Origin of the sequence: Flavobacterium plurextorum (assembly GCF_024638035.1) — a bacterium.
Lineage (GTDB): Bacteria > Bacteroidota > Bacteroidia > Flavobacteriales > Flavobacteriaceae > Flavobacterium > Flavobacterium plurextorum.
Genome location: NZ_CP100442.1, coordinates 4,792,652 through 4,812,643 on the forward strand (window position 1 = coordinate 4,792,652; position 19,992 = coordinate 4,812,643).

Annotated in this window: 11 protein-coding genes; 4 read left to right on the top strand and 7 right to left on the bottom strand. The window is 34.5% G+C overall.

Features of this window, described 5'->3' with window-relative positions:
- Positions 1–106: 106 nt before the first annotated feature.
- The 5 genes from NLG42_RS20820 to NLG42_RS20840 all read right to left on the bottom strand — a co-directional run bounded on the left by NLG42_RS20820 (position 107) and on the right by NLG42_RS20840 (position 4,898).
- Positions 107–667 (bottom strand): Crp/Fnr family transcriptional regulator, encoded by a 561-nt coding sequence (locus NLG42_RS20820; RefSeq protein WP_257682219.1) that lies wholly within the window; start codon positions 665–667, stop codon positions 107–109.
- Between the two features lie 22 nt (positions 668–689).
- A complete protein-coding gene (locus tag NLG42_RS20825; protein WP_089056152.1) occupies positions 690–1,262 on the bottom strand; it encodes a TMEM175 family protein in 573 nt (190 codons plus the stop codon).
- Positions 1,263–1,401: 139 nt separating this feature from the next.
- Positions 1,402–2,292: a Ppx/GppA phosphatase family protein gene (locus tag NLG42_RS20830; RefSeq protein ID WP_089056153.1), complete on the bottom strand. Its 891-nt coding sequence runs from the start codon at positions 2,290–2,292 to the stop codon at positions 1,402–1,404.
- A gap of 33 nt (positions 2,293–2,325) precedes the next feature.
- Positions 2,326–4,407 (bottom strand): polyphosphate kinase 1, encoded by a 2,082-nt coding sequence (ppk1, locus tag NLG42_RS20835; RefSeq protein ID WP_089056154.1) that lies wholly within the window; start codon positions 4,405–4,407, stop codon positions 2,326–2,328.
- Between the two features lie 5 nt (positions 4,408–4,412).
- Positions 4,413–4,898: a SixA phosphatase family protein gene (locus NLG42_RS20840; RefSeq protein WP_089056155.1), complete on the bottom strand. Its 486-nt coding sequence runs from the start codon at positions 4,896–4,898 to the stop codon at positions 4,413–4,415.
- Between the two features lie 498 nt (positions 4,899–5,396).
- Between NLG42_RS20840 and NLG42_RS20845 the strand changes: the two genes are divergently transcribed.
- From NLG42_RS20845 to NLG42_RS20860, 4 genes are all read left to right on the top strand, one after another.
- On the top strand, positions 5,397–6,053 hold the full coding sequence (locus NLG42_RS20845; RefSeq protein WP_257682220.1) for a COG1470 family protein: 657 nt from the start codon (positions 5,397–5,399) through the stop codon (positions 6,051–6,053).
- A gap of 33 nt (positions 6,054–6,086) precedes the next feature.
- Positions 6,087–15,515 (top strand): T9SS type B sorting domain-containing protein, encoded by a 9,429-nt coding sequence (locus NLG42_RS20850; protein ID WP_257682221.1) that lies wholly within the window; start codon positions 6,087–6,089, stop codon positions 15,513–15,515.
- A 161-nt stretch (positions 15,516–15,676) separates the two neighbouring features.
- Positions 15,677–16,594 (top strand): PorP/SprF family type IX secretion system membrane protein, encoded by a 918-nt coding sequence (locus NLG42_RS20855; RefSeq protein ID WP_089059156.1) that lies wholly within the window; start codon positions 15,677–15,679, stop codon positions 16,592–16,594.
- 11 nt (positions 16,595–16,605) lie between these two features.
- Positions 16,606–18,540, top strand: a complete 1,935-nt coding sequence (locus NLG42_RS20860; RefSeq protein WP_257682222.1) for an OmpA family protein — start codon at positions 16,606–16,608, stop codon at positions 18,538–18,540.
- A 120-nt stretch (positions 18,541–18,660) separates the two neighbouring features.
- Here the strand turns inward: NLG42_RS20860 and NLG42_RS20865 are convergent, their stop codons facing one another.
- Positions 18,661–19,164 (bottom strand): CAP domain-containing protein, encoded by a 504-nt coding sequence (locus NLG42_RS20865; RefSeq protein WP_165768085.1) that lies wholly within the window; start codon positions 19,162–19,164, stop codon positions 18,661–18,663.
- A gap of 168 nt (positions 19,165–19,332) precedes the next feature.
- Positions 19,333–19,977 carry a pyridoxamine 5'-phosphate oxidase gene (gene pdxH / locus NLG42_RS20870; RefSeq protein ID WP_129024809.1) on the bottom strand — a complete coding sequence of 215 codons (645 nt, stop codon included), beginning with the start codon at positions 19,975–19,977 and terminating at the stop codon, positions 19,333–19,335.
- Between the last annotated feature and the right edge of the window lie 15 nt (positions 19,978–19,992).

Here is a 19,992-nt window from a genome sequence, read left to right on the forward strand (position 1 = left end):
TGCAGGTTTTCTTTTACTAGACAAATGTCCTAAAAAAACTAAATACAAATTTAATTCACAGCTTTACACCTAGATAAAGAACCTTCTTAGAACTTCTTAAAAACGCTTACGAGACCGCTTTTCTAATTCGGCTTAAATGTCTTGGTGTAACTCCTAAATAGGATGCTAAATATTGTAACGGAATCAACTGAAGGTATTTTTGATGATTCCTAAAAAGTGCTTCATAAAGTTCTGCTCCAGATAATTTTTGAAAATCTACCATTCGTTTTTGAAGATTTACAAACTCCATTTCGGTTAGCTTCCTGCCTATTTCCTGCCAGTTATAACTTGATTTATAAAGTTTTTCTAATGCATTTCGATCTAAAACCTGCAATTCTGTATCAACTAATGCTTGAATACTTTCTTCGGCTTTTTCTTGTGTTATGAAGCTGGCAAATGACGCCATAAAATCGTTTTCAAAAGCAAAACAATTGGTAATTTCATCACCTTTATGATTCATAAAAAAAGAACGTAGAATTCCTTTTTCTATAAATACTATTTCATTACAAATCTGATTTTCTTCTAGTAAAAAATCCCCTTTATTGAGTTTTCTAAAAGTGATTAAATCATCTAAATGTGACAACTCTTCATTAGATAATTCCTGAATTGATTGAAAAACAGCTTTCATTTATAGTATTAAAATCATTCTTTTAAGAAAAAATTCTTTCAATTCTTTTATCTGGAATAAGCCATAACATTGCAACTATAAAATAAGCGGCTCCAGAAATAATAACATTATAAAATGAAGCTGCAATACCAATAACATATAAAACTGCTGAAGCTTTTCCTTTTAAATCTCTCCCTAAAGCTTTTGCCAACGCAGAATTTTTCCCTTCAACATCAAGAACTGTTTTTTGAAGAATTACATAAGAAATTGCGCAAAGCAGCAGAATAATTCCATACAAAGCCATTGCTGCTTTTTCGAAATTGTGTTCTCCCATCCAACCTGTTGAAACTGGAATCAAAGAAAGCCAAAATAATAAATGCAGATTGCTCCAAAGAATTTTTCCGTTTACTTTTGATAAACCATGAATTAAATAGTGATGATTATTCCAGTAAATTCCAACGTAAATAAAACTCAAAATATAACTTAAAAACTTCGGAATAAGTGGTTTCAAGTCTGTAAATTCATGCCCTTGAGGTACCTTAATTTCCAAAATCATAATGGTGATAATGATTGCTAAAACACCATCACTAAAGGCTTCGAGTCTAGTTTTGTTCATTTAAATAAGTTTAAAATAATCTAAGTATCTTTTAAAAAGTTTGCCATGAATTACACAAATTTACTGGAATTACATTTTAAAATGTAAATAAAAAAAATAGTGCAAATTTGTGTAATTTATGGCGAAAGAATAATTCTATTTATATTTTACCGTAGTACATTGCTTTCACGATACCATCAGAAAGTCCAATTTTAGGAACGTAAATCTGGCGTGCTCCGCTCCATTTCATTGCATTAAGATAAATTCTTGTTGCGTGGATAATTACGTCGGCACGATCTGAATTCAATCCTAATTCAGCGATTCGTTGTTCGTAAGTAAGCGAATTTAAAAACGCGTATTGTGAATTTATGTAGATATACGAAAGCGGTTTTTCTTGCTGTTTGCCAGACATTTTAAACAACTTATTGATGTTTCCGCCAGAACCTATAAGAGTTACTTCATCATAGTCTGCGGTATTAGTTTTGATCCATTTTTCAATTTCATCCCAAACCACATCGTGCACCATATTATTTAATAAACGAACAGTTCCTGCTTTAAAAGATCTAGAATTAATTAATTTCCCGTCAGAGAATAAAGTAAACTCGGTACTTCCACCTCCAACATCAACAAACAAATAGGTTTCATCTGTTTTTAGTAAATGAAGTAAATCTGTTGAAGCTATAATAGCCGCTTCTTTTTTACCATCAATAATCTCGATTTTAATGTCGGCTTTTTTCTTAATTAGAGCCACAACCTCTTTTGCATTGTATGCCTCGCGCATTGCCGAAGTTGCAAACGCCATATAGCGTTCTACTTTATGTACTTTCATCAAAAGATTGAATGCTTTCATGGCATCAACCATTCGATCTATATTTTCTTCTGAAATTTCACCTACTGTAAAGGCATCTTGTCCCAAACGAATTGGCACACGAACAAGTGAACTTTTGTTAAACTGCGGTTCTTTGCCATCTTGCTCTACAACATTCGATATCAGAAGCCTCATGGCGTTTGATCCAATATCTATTGCTGCAAATTTCCTTATATTAATCATGCTCACTTTATGATTTGAAATTGTTTTCTGTTATTATTGATTTACTTTTTGCGGAATTTCTTCGAACTTTTTAATTTTGTTTTGATAATATTTATAGGTTTCAAACTGCGCTCTAAATGATGCATGATGATTTCGAGGTTTGTACTTATTATCTAATTTATAAGAATGGTATCTTACTTTAACGTTTCCTTTCCAAGCAATATTAAAGTTATCGATTAATTCTTTTTTAATTTCAAGATCATAGATTGGACAGGTAACTTCTACTCTGCCGTCAAGATTACGTGTCATAAAATCAGCCGAAGAAATATACACTTCATTAAGTCCTGCGTTTCCAAAAATATAAACTCTTGAATGTTCTAAGTAATTATCGACGATACTAATAGCTTCAATATTTTCACTCATTCCAGGGATTCCAGGAATCAGAGAACAAATTCCTCTTACCTGCAGTTGAATTTTTACACCTGCATTACTGGCTTCATATAATTTATCGATCATTTTAAAATCAGATAAACTATTCATTTTTAACTTAATATGCGTTTTTCTTCCAGCTAAAGCATGAAGGATTTCACGATCAATAAGTTTAACAAATTTTGACCTTGTATAATGCGGCGATACTATTAAATGCTTGTATCTGTGTACTCTATAATTTATATCGAAAAATTCGAATATTTTGGTAACATCTTTCAAAATACCTTGATTACAGGTAAACAAAGTAACATCTGTATAAATTTTTGCTGTTGATTCATTGAAATTCCCTGTAGAAACAAAACCGTAACGACGTGTTTTTCCTTCTTCAAGTCTTTCTATAACGCATATTTTGCTATGTACTTTAAGACCTTTAATTCCAAAAATAAGCTCAATTCCTTCGGTCTGCATCTGCTCTGCGTACGAAATATTGCTTGCTTCGTCAAAACGCGCTTGAAGCTCGATTTGAACCACTACTTTCTTTCCGTTTTTTGCAGCATTAATTAAAGAACTAATAATTTGCGAATTCTTAGCTAGACGATATAAAGTAATTTTGATACTGGTTACTTTTGGATCTAAAGCTGCTTCACGCAAGAATTTAGTTAAATAAGAAAATGACTGATAGGGAGCGTGTAATAAATAATCCTTTTTACTAATTTTTTCTAATATGCTTCCGCCAAGGCTTAAACCTGGAATTGGCAGAGGCTCATTTGGTTTGTAAAGCAAATCATAGCGTCCTAAATTAGGAAAACTCATATAATCACGGCGATTATGATATCTTCCACCAGGAATTATACTATCTGTTTCAACAATTTTCATCTTATCTAAAAAGAACTGCAGGGTATCCTCTTCAATTAAATTATCATAGATAAAACGAACTGGCTCACCGATTCGGCGGTCTTTTACTGATGTTGCAATTTTCTCGAGCATACTTTTACTCAAATCACTGTCGATATCTAACTGAGCATCACGAGTAATCTTGATCATATGTGCTGAAACACTTTTATAATCAAATATGTTAAAGATGTTTTTTAAGTTATAACGAATAACATCGTCAATTAAAATTACATACTGTTTCTCATCTTCAGATGGAAGAACAACAAATCTGTTTATCGTTTTTGGAATTTCTATAACAGCGTAACGTACTTCGTTGTTTGTCATTTCTAAACGAACGGCAAGATATCCTAAAGTGTCTTTTAAAACAGGGAATTCTGCCAAGTCATTCAATATAATAGTTACCAATTCTGGACTTAATTTTTGCATAAAAAAGTCTTTCAGGAAACTTTCCTGATTTTTGGTAATTTGATCTTCGTTTATAATAAAAATATTCTCTGTTTCAAGTTCAGCTTCAATATTTCCTAGAATGCGTAAGCTTTCTGATTGCTGCTGAATTACAATTTCTGTAATATCTTTAATTAATTGATGTGCCGAAACTCCGCCTAAATATTTTTCGCCAGAAATTCCAGAGAGACTCAATCTTCTAATTGCGGCATAACGAACTCTAAAAAACTCATCTAAATTGTTTGAAAAAATTCCAACAAAACGAAGTCTGTCTAAAAGTGGAACCGTATTATCACCCGCTTCCTGAAGTACTCTTGCGTTAAACGCTAACCAGCTTTTTTCTCTATCGATATATTTTTGTTCGTACACTATATTTATTTTAAATCTTTGGGGAAAATTGTTTTATGGGTTTTGCCTTTATTTATAGTATCCCAGCTTTCTGAATCAAACTGTAAAGATACAAAGCCTGAGGTTGGGACATTTTCTATAAAAACATCCCCAAATTTATTAACAAAATTTGTAATAGCCTCGTTATGTCCAAAAAGAATAACGCTTTCGAAACTATTATCACATGATTTAATAACCTTTTCGAGTTGTTTATCATCAAAAGTATAAAGGTCGTCTTTATAAACAATACTTTCTATAGGATATGAAATATTTTGCGCAAAAATTAATGCCGTTTCTGAAGCTCGTGCTGCGGTACTGCTCCAAATAATGTATGTTTTTGGAAGAAATTTAGAAATAGTAGAAGAAACATCATGCGCATCTAAAATTCCTCTTTTCATTAAAGGTCTATCGAAGTCTTTTAGAGGAGCTTCCCAACTTGACTTTGCATGACGTATTAAAATTAAATTTTTCATAAGCAGAAGTTTTGAAACCTCAAAAAGAGGTCATTATTTTTTTAAGTTCTAATTTACAAAAGATATTTTAAACCTTCTCAATTTTTTATTAGTGTTAACATTTTAAGTAAATTTTAACAAGTATAATTGATCTTCAGAGCTTTCAAAACAAATAAAATCATTCTTAGGATTTTATTCCAAAAAATGTACTTCACCTATTAAACAATACAGTTCGTCGATATTTTGCAAATTGGTAAAATTTTAACTAAATAACTGACTATTAATCATTTACATCGTATTTAAAAAATGATTTTAAGCCAAAAAGAGAAGAAATCACACTATTGAAATTGACAAAATTTGGCAAAAAAAATATTTTTTTCATGCCTTTTTTAATAAAAAAAGAGCACTTAAACGAGTTTTTAGGTTAGTTACAGAGAAAAAAAAACAAATCCAAAAACTCTACTATAATTTTGATTGTGTTAACATTTTACAAAAACCACAAAAACTAAATCTCAAGTTATGAAAACTAAATCTACTCTTGAAAAAGCAGTAAAATTTGTTGCTAATTGTAAGCATATTTTTTCTACTCGAAAAAACATCTTTCAAAAAAACTTTTTTTCTCTGCTTTGTTTTTCAATTACTTCAATTGCATTTTCGCAATCTGGTTCATGTAATTCTGAAATAACTGTTGACGGAGAGAATCAGCAAAAATACTCTGGTTCTGAAGTTTCCTTTTTACTGCAAGTTAAAAATACTGGAACTAATACTGATACGTATCAATTATCTGCTGAGAACTTTTCAAGTTTTGCAGAAAATCCAGATGGCAGTACTACGAAAAACAATGTTTCCTTAAACAATAGAATGGAAAACAAAAACTATTCTCCTCTGAATAAAACAATTACACTTGCTCCAGGAGAAGTTGCTGAATTTTATGTAAAACTAAGTTTAGCTGATATTTCTAAACTTGATCAATGGAATGGTACTTCGGTCACAGCTACTTCCAGTACTTGTCCAGAAAACAAAAGCCAAACTATTCTACATGTCTATATTCCTCCAAAAAAGACTAAAGGAATTGGTTTTTTTAAGCCTCTATTGGATTTAAAAAATATAATGACTCCCAAAACATCTAATGTTTTATTACTACATCATGTAGCTGCAACTCGTTTTTACTGTTAGTCAAAACATTATATCAATATTAAAATTTTTAATATGAAAAACTTTACTTTCAAAAACAGAATAAAAATCCTTCTAAGTTTTGTATTAAGTACTTTGTTTCTTAATGTTTATGGCGGAGAAGGTAGTAAACAAACAACTACGAGCACAAGCAATAGGGCATCACTATGTATAAACAGTGATGAATATGGAAATTTTGCTAGATATGGCTCTACAGATGTACAACGCTTGTATATTAGAATTCAAAACCCAAATAGTGAAAAAGTATACTTGGGTTTTAGCAGAGCTAGAAGATCAACTCCAACTGGCGATGAAATTAATTCTAGATTTAGAATCATGAAACCAGATGGAACTGTAGCTTTTAGCAACTATACTCTAGATAGTGGCTCATCAAATATTACAGGTAATGAATCTCAACGTCTTTCAAGAGCCCAAAGTGGGCCAGTTGGAGTTGATGGAGTCACTTCTGCGACTGGTTATACTCCTATAGTTTTTAATCCTAATGGTATGCCAGCTGGTGATTATTGGATTGAATTTGAAAACCCTAATAATACTGGTGATCAAATTTTTTACAATTACTACGATATCACAGTTGCGAATAGTTCAAACAACTCAATTCTCGGACGTATTTATTCAAAACGCTGGGCTTTTGGAATGGATAATGTTAACACCGATTTTAATGGTGCTTTCTATGTTTTTGCTCCTGACAACGGTTCTACAACTGGGGCTGTTACCCAAAATGGTTTCGTAAATAAAATCAATTTTAATGGTGCAGGTTTTAGACCTTGGTATTTTAACGTTGCTTTTAATAATACAGGACCAGGAAATTCTGGAGTCACAGCAACTGATCAAAAAAGTGTTTACAATGCTTCAGACGCAACAAAAATGAGCCCAAAATACGAGGTTTTCTTAAATGATCCTGATATTAATATATGGAAAAACGGAACCTATAATGGCAATATTCAAATTAATGGAATTACCAACTGCGGTATTGGTGAAAGCAATATTAATATAAGCGTTTTTAAAAGCGGAACAATTGAAATATTATTAGATTTTAATGGCGGTGACGGTGTTTATACTCCAGGTACCAAAGATGTACTAACCACACAAAGTGTAACTGCATCAGGTGCTCCACCATATGCTGTTAGTGTTCCATGGAATGGTAAAGACGGTTTAGGAAATACCATCGCGCAAGGCACTACAATTCCTATAGTGGTTTCTTTCGGACAAGCTGCTTTTCATTTTCCAATGTATGACGTAGAAGAGAATCAATATGGTTTTTCATGTACAACTGTTAGACCAGCTGCTCCAGCTGGATATATCTTAAAATTTTATTGGGATGACAGTAACATTACTTATACCGGAGGTACTTTTGATGCAAAGTTAAATCTAACTGGATGTACACCTAACAGTACACCTCCTGGCGGCTGCCATAGATGGAATGGATTTGATAATGGTAATAATGGTTCACCACAATATGGAAATTTAAATACCATAAATACTTGGTGGTATGCTAATAGAGACTTTGTAACGTCTAATATCGTTTTACCTCCATTTTACACTGTTGCACTAGGACCAACAAGCAATGTTAAGTGTAATGGTGGAAATGATGGTAAAATTCAGATAAATGTAACAAATGGAACAGCTCCATTTAAGTACTATATCAACGGCGAAACAACAACAAATACTTTACAGAATTTAACTGCTGGAACTTACAACATAAAAGTTGTTGATGCCAATGGCTGTTCTGCAAACATAAACGGAGTTGTTATTACACAACCTGCTGCTGCGGTAACTATTACAAAAACTAAAACAGATGTAAAATGTTTTGGACAATTAACTGGCGTTATTGATTTGACTGTAACGGGTGGAACTGGAACGTATACTTATTCTTGGAAAAAAGATAATAATGCAATTGCAGCAACCACTCAGGATTTAACTGGAATCGGCGCTGGAGCTTATGAAGTAACGGTTACGGATGCAAACGGATGTAGCACTATTGATACAATTACAATCGGACAACCTGCTGCTGCAATAAACATTGCTGAAACTTCTAGAACTGATGTAAAATGTTTTGGACAATTAACCGGAGCTATTGATTTGACTGTTACTGGCGGAACTGGAACGTATACTTATTCTTGGAAAAAAGATAATAATGCAATTGCTGCAACCACTCAGGATTTAACTGGAATTGGCGCTGGAACTTATGAAGTAACGGTTACGGATGCAAACGGATGTACGGCGGTTAAAACAATTACCGTTGGACAACCTGCTGCTGCGATAAACATTGCCGAAACTTCTAGAACTGATGTAAAATGTTTTGGACAATTAACCGGAGCTATTGATTTGACTGTTACTGGCGGAACTGGAACGTATACTTATTCTTGGAAAAAAGATAATAATGCAATTGCTGCAACCACTCAGGATTTAACTGGAATCGGCGCTGGAACTTATGAAGTAACGGTTACGGATGCAAACGGATGTACGGCGGTTAAAACAATTACCGTTGGACAACCTGCTGCTGCGATAAACATTGCTGAAACTTCTAGAACTGATGTAAAATGTTTTGGACAATTAACCGGAGCTATTGATTTGACTGTTACTGGCGGAACTGGAACGTATACTTATTCTTGGAAAAAAGATAATAATGCAATTGCTGCAACAACTCAGGATTTAACTGGAATCGGCGCTGGAACTTATGAAGTAACGGTTACGGATGCAAACGGATGTACAGCTGTTAAAACAATTACGGTTGGACAACCTGCTGCTGCGATAAACATTGCTGAAACTTCTAGAACTGATGTAAAATGTTTTGGACAATTAACCGGTGCTATTGATTTGACTGTAACGGGAGGAACTGGAACGTATACTTATTCTTGGAAAAAAGATAATAATGCAATTGCAGCAACAACTCAGGATTTAACTGGAATCGGCGCTGGAACTTATGAAGTAACGGTTACGGATGCAAACGGATGTACGGCGGTTAAAACAATTACCGTTGGACAACCTGCTGCTGCAATAAACATTGCTGAAACTTCTAGAACTGATGTAAAATGTTTTGGACAATTAACCGGAGCTATTGATTTGACTGTTACTGGCGGAACTGGAACGTATACTTATTCTTGGAAAAAAGATAATAATGCAATTGCAGCAACAACTCAGGATTTAACTGGAATCGGCGCTGGAACTTATGAAGTAACGGTTACGGATGCAAACGGATGTACAGCTGTTAAAACAATTACCGTTGGACAACCTGCTGCTGCGATAAACATTGCTGAAACTTCTAGAACTGATGTAAAATGTTTTGGACAATTAACCGGTGCTATTGATTTGACTGTTACTGGCGGAACTGGAACGTATACTTATTCTTGGAAAAAAGATAATAATGCAATTGCTGCAACAACTCAGGATTTAACTGGAATCGGCGCTGGAACTTATGAAGTAACAGTTACGGATGCAAACGGATGTACGGCGGTTAAAACAATTACCGTTGGACAACCTGCTGCTGCGATAAACATTGCTGAAACTTCTAGAACTGATGTAAAATGTTTTGGACAATTAACCGGAGCTATTGATTTGACTGTTACTGGCGGAACTGGAACGTATACTTATTCTTGGAAAAAAGATAATAATGCAATTGCTGCAACCACTCAGGATTTAACTGGAATCGGCGCTGGAACTTATGAAGTAACGGTTACGGATGCAAACGGATGTACGGCGGTTAAAACAATTACCGTTGGACAACCTGCTGCTGCGATAAACATTGCTGAAACTTCTAGAACTGATGTAAAATGTTTTGGACAATTAACCGGAGCTATTGATTTGACTGTTACTGGCGGAACTGGAACGTACACTTATTCTTGGAAAAAAGATAATAATGCAATTGCAGCAACAACTCAGGATTTAACTGGAATCGGCGCTGGAACTTATGAAGTAACGGTTACGGATGCAAACGGATGTACGGCGGTTAAAACAATTACCGTTGGACAACCTGCTGCTGCAATAAACATTGCTGAAACTTCTAGAACTGATGTAAAATGTTTTGGACAATTAACCGGAGCTATTGATTTGACTGTAACGGGAGGAACTGGAACGTATACTTATTCTTGGAAAAAAGATAATAATGCAATTGCTGCAACAACTCAGGATTTAACTGGAATCGGCGCTGGAACTTATGAAGTAACGGTTACGGATGCAAACGGATGTACAGCTGTTAAAACAATTACCGTTGGACAACCTGCTCAAGCTCTTTCATGTTCTGTAGTTCAAAACAAACCAGTAACTGCAAACGGTTTAAGCAATGGTGAAGCTACTGTATCAGCTCTTGGCGGTACTCCTGGTTATACTTACTTCTGGGATAATGGTGAAACTACACAAAAAGCCATAGCACTAAACGCAGGAATGCATAGTGTAAAAGTTACAGATATAAATGGCTGTTTTACAGAATGTACTGTAGAAATTACACAACCAAATGTATTATCCTGCAGTATACAACAAGATGCAACCGTAAAATGCTACGGTGGTAATACTGGTAAAGCTACAGTAACAGCTGTTGGAGGAAATGGCGAGTATACTTATAAATGGGATAATGACGAAACAACTGCAACTGCCGTTGCTTTAACTGCCGGTTTACATACTGTAACAGTTACCGATAAATTAAATTACACTACTAAATGTGAAATTACAATTGGTCAGCCGCAAGATCCTTTAAGTGCAACTACAACTCAAGTTGATGTAGCTTGTGGTGGAGGTACAACAGGTTCTGCAACTGTAATTCCAGCAGGAGGAACAAGCCCTTACACATATTCTTGGGACACAACTCCTGTTCAAACTGGTGCTACAGCTACAGGTCTTAAAGCTGGAACATATATCGTTACGGTTAAAGATGCTAACTTATGTACTGTCACAAAAACAGTAACTATTATCGATGGAGATTCTGTTAAACCAGTAATAAATCCATTACCAGAAACTTCTACTATTAATTGTCCTGCAACGCCAGTTTTTACTCAAGCAACAGCAACTGATAATAGTGGTAATGCTCCTGTTTTAACTTATGAGGATGTTACTACTCCTGGTAACTGTGCGGGTTCTTATTCGATTACAAGAACATGGACAGCTAAGGACGAATGTGGAAACATTTCACTTCCTGTAAGTCAAACAATTAAAGTACAAGACAAAACAAAACCAACTTGGGTAACGCAAACAGCTTCTTTAAACAGAACAGTTGAATGCAGCGATGCACAAGCTTTAGCAGCAGCACAAGCTTTGTTCCCTACAGCAACTGATACTTGCGATCAAGATGTTTCAAATATTGATAAAGTAAAAGGTGAGTTTAAAGCTACTGAAGGATGTAAAAATGCTGGAACTTACACTAATACTTGGACGGTTACTGATGATTGTGGAAATATTTCTGAAACTTTCACACAAGTAATCACAATTCAAGATACAACTGCTCCAACTTGGTCTACTGAAGCTGCTTCATTAAACAAAACCATAGAATGCAGTGATACACAAGCTTTAGCAGCAGCACAAGCTTTATTCCCTGCAGCAACTGATGCCTGTGATACTAATGTGACAAATATTCTGAAAGTAAGCGGTCAGTTTAAAGCTGTTGAAGGATGCAAAAATGCTGGAACGTATACTAATACTTGGACGGTTACTGATGATTGTGGAAATATTTCTGAAACTTTCACACAAATAATCACAATCCAAGATACTACAGCACCAACTTGGTCAACTGAAGCTGCTTCATTAAACAGAACCATAGAATGCAGTGATAAAGAAGCTCTAGCATCGGCTCAAGCCTTATTCCCTGCTGCAACTGATGCCTGCGATACTGATGTTTCAAACATTGATAAAGTGAGCGGTGAGTTTAAAGCTTCTGAAGAATGTGGAAATGCCGGTACTTACACCAATACATGGACTGTAAAAGATGATTGTGGAAACACTTCTGAAACATTTACACAAATAATTACAATTCAGGATACTACAAAACCAACTTTCGTTGGCAATCTTCCTTCAGATATTACTGTTTCTTGTGACGCTGTTCCAGAACCATTTAATATGGAAGCTTCTGATAATTGTAATGGAGATTTACCAATTGTTTTCAAAGAAGTTAAAAGCGATGTTAAAAACGAATGTGGTACAGAATATACCTTAACTCGCACATGGACAACAAGTGATTGTGGAGGAAATTCAATTTCTTATACTCAAGTTATAACAGTAAGAGATACTACACCTCCAACTGGTACTGCACCATCAAATGTTGCTAATCTACAAAGTGCCGCAGACATTCCAGCAGGAAGTCCATCTGACATAAAAGATGCCGCAGACAACTGTGCAGGAGCTGTAAAAATTACAGTAAGTGACACTAACAATGGAGGAACCGGATGTAATGGAGAATCATATATTTTAACTAGAACTTATACTTTAACAGATTGTGCAGGTAATAAAACGGAATTAGTTCAAACCTTTACTGTTGAGAATAAAGTTTCTGTAAGCGGTATTGCTACAAATGTAAGCTGCCAAGGAAAAAGTGATGGTTCAATTGCAGTTACCAGCAGTCCTGGATCTACTGTAGTTATTACAAATCAAAATAACGAAGTAGTTGGAAACACAAATTTACCAGCTGGAACATACACACTTACTGCAACATCTGTAGTAAATAGTGAAAATGAAACTTGTACAGCAACTGCAACGGTAGTTATTACAGAACCAAATTATAAAGTTAAAATATCTGGACAAATTATAAATGTAGACACTAACACTCCTATTGCAAATGTTCCAGTAACATTGATTCCTCAAGGTACTACCACAGGACCAATTTTACTACGTGTAACTGGAGCCGATGGTATGTACAGCTTCACAGGAATGCCTGCAGGAAGTTATTTAGTTCAAGTTCAAGATGCCAATTTAAATAGTGCATATCAACTTTACCCTGTCGACTCGAGCTTGTTCTTTACTACTCTTAAAGAATGTGAATTCCAAGTTCATAACTTCGAATACGGAAAATCAAACCTTCCTGTTTTAGGAGATTATGTTTGGTACGACACTAACGGAAATGGTGTTCAAGACGAATGGTATGATGCTAACAATGATGGTGTCGTAACTAAAAATATTCCAGATGCCGAAGGTGCTGTAGATTACAGTCTTTGGGAATGGATAGATTTTAATGGTGACGGAAGTTATGTTGGTCCATCAAATGCAGGCGAATTAAATGCCGGTGGTTTTGGAAACGCATCAAATCCGAATATTATAATTGATGGTCCAAATGGATATCATTCTGAAGTAATCATTGGAATTCAAGGATTCTGGAGAGATAGACCAGAACAAGCAAATCCATATGGAGAATATAACATTAAACTAGTTAGAGAAGCAAATCTAGATGCTGTTGCAGCTGCTTTAGGAGAAACAGGACTTGTAAAAGTACTTCCAAGCTCAACAGATAGAAAAGTAACATCAAAACCTGCCAAACTGCAAATGCATACGGTATGTCAAACTACCAGCCAAAGCGGTATAATTGTAAATGTTACTCCTGAGGACTTAGTTCATTTAGATGCTGACTTTGGTGTAAACTGTAAAGAATTTAAAGATATAGTTGCCAATGATGATAGTGCCGGTCCAATTGCTGGTGTAAATCATATTACAAAAAATGTCTTGAATGTTTTACCAAACGATACACTTGAAGGCGTAGTAGTAACTGCTTCTGATGTTGTAATAACTACTGTAACACCAAATGAGTTTTTACAATTAAATTCAGATGGCTCTGTAGATGTTTTACCAAATGCACCAGTAGGTACACTTACAATGGTATACCAAATTTGTGAAGCTGATGCAACATCAAACTGTGATACTGCAACAGTAACAGTAACGATTGTAGCACCGGTAATAACAGTCACTGCATCATCAATTTGTATAAACGATGTTCCATACCTTGATTACACTGTAACTCCAGTTAACTTTACTCCTGCAAATGGCGTATCGATAACTTGGGCAGATGCAGCAAACAAAGTGGTAACTACCATGTCTGACTTACCTCTAAGTGGTCGCGTTTTATGGCCTGGAGCTACAGTTGATACAAACGGAAAAGGTACTGACTGGCCAGGATGGGTATTCCAAAACAATCAATGGATTCAAGCGCCTGACGGTTTTGAAGGATTACGCCCAACTGCGAACATTACATTATCGCTTAATCCAAGTGAAACAATAACTGTAAATTATCCGCCTTCTGAACCGTTCTGTACTGCCAGACCAACATTTGCAATTGTTGCTAATGATGATAATGCAGGTCCAATTTCTGGAGGTACTGGAGCAACAAATGTTGTAAATGTATATACAAATGACACCTTAAATGGAAATGCAATTAATCCAGCAGATGTTACACTTACAACAGTGACACCAGACCCAACAGGAGCATTAACACTAAATCCTAATGGATCTGTAGATGTAAAAGTTGGTACAACCGGCGGAACATATACATTAACGTATCAAATTTGTGAAAATGCTGATGCTGGAAACTGTGACACTGCAATTGTAACGATAACAGTTGTTGATCCAGCACCGCCAACTCCAATTAATGCGGTTGATGATACTTACAGCAATATTGGCTGTAACACTTTTGGACTAGTAGGTAACGTTTTAAGTAACGATACTAAAGGTTTAACTAGAGCAACACTTGATCTTGTAGAGTTTACATTATTAACAGAAACGAATAGTAATGTAAAAACAGATTCTAATATAACATTCGATACATTAGGAAATGTGAGAGTATCAAGTTTAACTCCAGCTGGAACTTACACTTATACCTATCGTCTTTGTGACAAATTAAGTCCTGGAAATTGTGATACCGCAACAGTAACAATCATAGTGCTGCCAAACGGTGTAACTAATATTGCAAGTCAAGCTTGTAATGATGATTCAACGTTACTAAACTTGTCTAATTTACTGCCACAAGGAACGGCAACAACAGGAACTTGGGTTGACACAAATAACACTAATGCCCTACAAGGCAGTACACTTAATACTTTAGGTTTAGCACTTGGAAATTACATATTCGAATATAGAATAAAAGACGAGAGCTGCCCTAGAACAATTGCTCTTAACATGGAAATTAACGACGATTGTAAAGTACTGCCATGTGGAAATATAGTTGTACATAATGCTTTCTCTCCTAATGGAGATGGAAAAAATGATGTTTTCGTAATTGATAGTATTGATGATTTGACCTGTTATCCAGGAAACACTGTAGAAATCTATAATCGTTGGGGAATATTGGTATTTGAAACCACAAATTACAATAATGAAACCAATGCATTTGATGGAACATCTAGAGGTAGAACAACTATCAAACAATCAGATGGATTACCAACTGGAACGTACTTCTACATTTTGAACTACAAATCATTGAATGGAAATAATGAAGTTCAAGATAATAAAAAAGACGGATACTTATATCTTTCAAAATAAACAACAAAGAAAATGCGCTATATAAAACATTAATATATAGCGCATTAAATAACAATTCGTAAAAAAATACTTATTTTTGAATAAAGATTCATACTAACTTAAAAACCTTTTTTAAAGAATTAAAAAGTTAGTTGGTAATAACTAAATAATACACATCTACTATGAGAACAAAATTATTTTTCTTCGTCATTATGTTTGTAGCCCTTACAGGCTATGCACAGCAGGATGCACAGTATACACAGTATATGTACAATGCGATAAATATAAATCCTGCTTATGCGGGATCTCGCGGAGCTCTAAGTGTTTTTGGTCTATACCGTACTCAATGGGTTGGTTTAGACGGAGCACCAGAAACCAGTAGTTTCTCTATTAACACTCCAATAAACAATAGTAAGTTGGGTATAGGACTTTCGCTGGTAAATGATAAAATAGGTCCAACAAATGAGAATAATATTTCTGCCGATCTATCATATTCAATACAAACTTCGCCAGATTTTAAACTCTCTTTTGGAATTAAAGGAACTGCTAATTTATTCAATTTAGATATTAACAAACTAAATCCAGAAGATCAAGGCGATCCACAGTTTCAAGACCTAAGCAATAAATTCTCTCCAAACATTGGAGCTGGAGTTTACTGGCATTCAGACAAAGCTTACATTGGTTTATCTGTACCAAATTTCATCGAAACCAATCGTTATGATGATAATGATGTAGCTATTTACAAAGACAAAATCAATTATTATTTAATGGCCGGTTATGTATTTGATCTTGATAAATTACAATATATCAAATTCAAACCTGCCGTATTAACCAAAATGGTTGAAGGAGCACCTTTACAAGTTGATATTTCTGCCAACTTTATGTTTTTTGAAAAATTTGTAGTTGGAGCAGCTTATAGATGGAGTGCATCTTTAAGTGCAATGGTTGGATTTCAAATCACAGACGGACTTTATTTAGGATACGGTTACGACCGAGAAACAACAAACTTAAATAATTACAACTCAGGATCTCATGAGATATTCCTGCGATATGAATTCTTCAAGAAAAATGGTAAAATGACAACTCCTCGTTTCTTCTAAAACTTATTATTATGAAAAATTATACGCTCCTTTGCTTAATAATATTAAATATTTTTTACGGCTATTCACAGCAGTCAAAGGTTAACTCAGGTGATAAAAAATACGACGGATATGCTTATGTTGATGCCATTAAAACCTATGAAAGGGTGGCCGAAAAAGGATATAAGTCTGAAGATTTATTTAAAAAACTCGGAAACTCTTATTATTTCAATTCTGAATTTGAAGGTGCTGCTAAATGGTACGGCGAGCTTTTTGCAATGAATCCGTCTCCTGAAGCCGAGTACTTTTACAGATACGCACAATCTTTAAAATCAACTGGACAGCTTGCAAAAGCTGATAAAGTTCTCAATGAGTTTAATACAAAATATAAAAACGATTCTAGAGGTAAGCTTTATAAAGAAGATGTAAACTACCTAGATCAAATCAAATTAAACTCTGGTCGCTATAAAATTGAAGATGCCGGAATCAACTCTAAATATTCTGATTACGGAAGTTTTGTATATGACAATAAAATCTATTTTGCATCAGCTAGAGATACAGGTAATTTCAGTCAGAGAAAACACAAATGGACAGGTGAATATTTTACTAATATTTACAATGCAGATATTGATGCTGAAAGCGGAAGTTCGACTAAGGTAAATAAAATAAAAACTGCCTTAAATACAAAATTTCACGAATCTTCTCCAGCATTTACCAAAGACGGAAAGACCGTTTATTTTACTAGAAACAATTTTATTGACGGCAAAAAAGGAAAAGATGATAACAAAGTTACTCTAATCAAAATTTACAAAGCTACACTCGAAAATGGAAAATGGACTAATATAGCAGCTCTTCCTTTTACAAGTGATAATTTTAGTACTGCCCACCCTGCTTTAAGCCCTGATGAAAAAACACTTTACTTTGCATCTGATATGCCGGGAACAATCGGACAATCGGATATTTACAAAGTAAGCATCAACAGCAATGGCGGTTATGGCACTCCTGAAAATTTAGGAAAAACAATTAATACCGAAGGAAAAGAAACATTTCCTTACGTAACCAGTGAAAATGAAATTTATTTTGCTTCTGATGGTCATCCAGGACTTGGCGGACTTGATGTATTTGTGGGACAATTGCAAGATAATGGAACTGTAAGTGATATTCAAAACCTTGGTGCTGACATAAATTCGCCTAATGATGATTTCGCTTATATTATTGATCCAGCCACTAGAAGAGGTTATTTCAGTTCAAATAAAGCCGGCGGCCACGGTTCTGATGATATTTATAAATTTCTAGAAACTAGAAGACTAAAATGTATTCAAGAATTAACTGGTGTAATTACAGACGCTGAAAGTGGCATAATACTGCCGGGAACAAAACTTACTTTATATGACAGCCAGCAGGTTATTGTAAGTACAACGATTTCAAATGCCGAAGGAAAATACAGCTTTGCAGTTGAATGCGGTAAATCGTATAATGTGAGAGCTGTGAAAACAGATTATGCGACTAAAGAAGTTATGGTGAATATTGGAAAAGTAAGCGGAAAAACTGATCTGCCAATTGCTTTAGATAAAATCATTTGTAAAGTTGCTATCGGAGACGATTTAGGAAAATGCTTCGGAATAAAAATGATTTATTTTGACCTTGACAAATCAAACATTCGTGTTGAAGCTGCTTTAGACTTAGAGAAAATATTGGATGTATTGAATCAAAATCCAACTATGAAGTTAGATATTCGTTCACATACAGACAGTAGAGCAACTCATCAATACAATGAAGCTTTATCTGACCGAAGAGCCAAATCAACTATCGCTTGGCTTATTAAAAACGGCGTAGCTAAAAATCGTCTGACAGGAAAAGGTTATGGAGAAACACAACTCGTAAACAAATGTTCTGATGGGGTACCTTGTACTGAAGAAGAACACCAAATGAACAGACGAAGCGAGTTCATTATAGTAGGATTATAATACTCCCAAAATACATTATATCAAAAAAGCTGTCTATAACTAGACAGCTTTTTTTTTACAAAAAAAACGTTGTAACTCAGGAATTACAACGAAAACTAACCAACCAATTTGAAAGTTTTTTTAAATTTTTGCAAATATATTAGTGTAATATTTTTTCCCAGTTGCGGGATCGGTAGATATCGAAATACCAAAATGAGTATAATTTCCTTCGATATTTTCTTTGTGACCCGGACTATCCAACCAAGCTCTCAAAGCAGCTTCAGAAGTTTTATAGTTATAAGCCACATTTTCTCCAACCCTTTTGGCGCCAAGAACACTTTCAATGTTTTTTGAACGCAAAACAAAATCATTGTGATTTACAAGGTTGTTATCAATCATATATTTATTATGAACTTCACATTCATAAGAAATATGATTAATTTTTTCCAATGCATTTAAACCAATACTTACCCGGTAATTGTTTATTAACTGCATTGTTTCTAATTCAGACGCATTGTAGCTGTAGTCTGTAATTAATTTTTCTGTACCCCCAGTACTTTCAGTACCTTCTGCGACTTCTGCCGAGCATGAGTTCATTGTGATCGAAATCACAATGAACAGCATGGCGCACATAACTTTTTTCATAATCTTAGTAGTTTAGTTTTAAAGCAAATGTTGGGGCAAAAACCTTAAATAATTATGTGACAATCTTTTTACATTTCTATATCAAACGTATTTAATTTATCGGTAAACTACAAAAAAAATCGACAAACTACATAAAATATTTTTAAATAAAAGTAAAAATCTTACAAATTAAGAAGAAAGACGCTCAATCTTCCATGAAAAATCAGATTGGCTTGTGTAGCGAATGCGGTCGTGAAGTCTATTTGGTCTTCCCTGCCAAAATTCAACTTGCAAAGGAGTTACAATAAATCCACCCCAATTTTCAGGTCTTGGGATTGGTTTTCCTTCAAATTCATGTTCCAATTTTTTTAGGTTTTCTTCCAAGAAAGTTCTAGACGGAATCACCTCACTTTGATTAGAAACAATTGCTCCTAACTTACTCCCATCAGGACGAGAATCAAAATAACCATCAGAAATATTTTCAGACGTTTTTTGGGCAATTCCTTTTATAATAACCTGACGTTCCATTTCCTGCCAGAAAAAAGACAAACAAACATTAGGATTGGCTTCTATCGCTTTTCCTTTTTCTGAATTATAATTGGTATAAAAAATAAAACCTTCTTCCGAGAATTTCTTTAATAAAACCACACGAGATTTAGGAAATCCGTCTAATCCAATCGTAGAAACTGTCATTGCATTGACTTCTCCGCTTCCTCCAAAATCTTCAACTTCATGAAACCATCTGTTAAAAAGATTAATTGGATCTTCAGGAATATTAGTTTCTAATAATTCACTTTTCTCGTAAGATTTTCTATAATTGCTTAAATCGTTCATTGTTTTTAGTTTTTT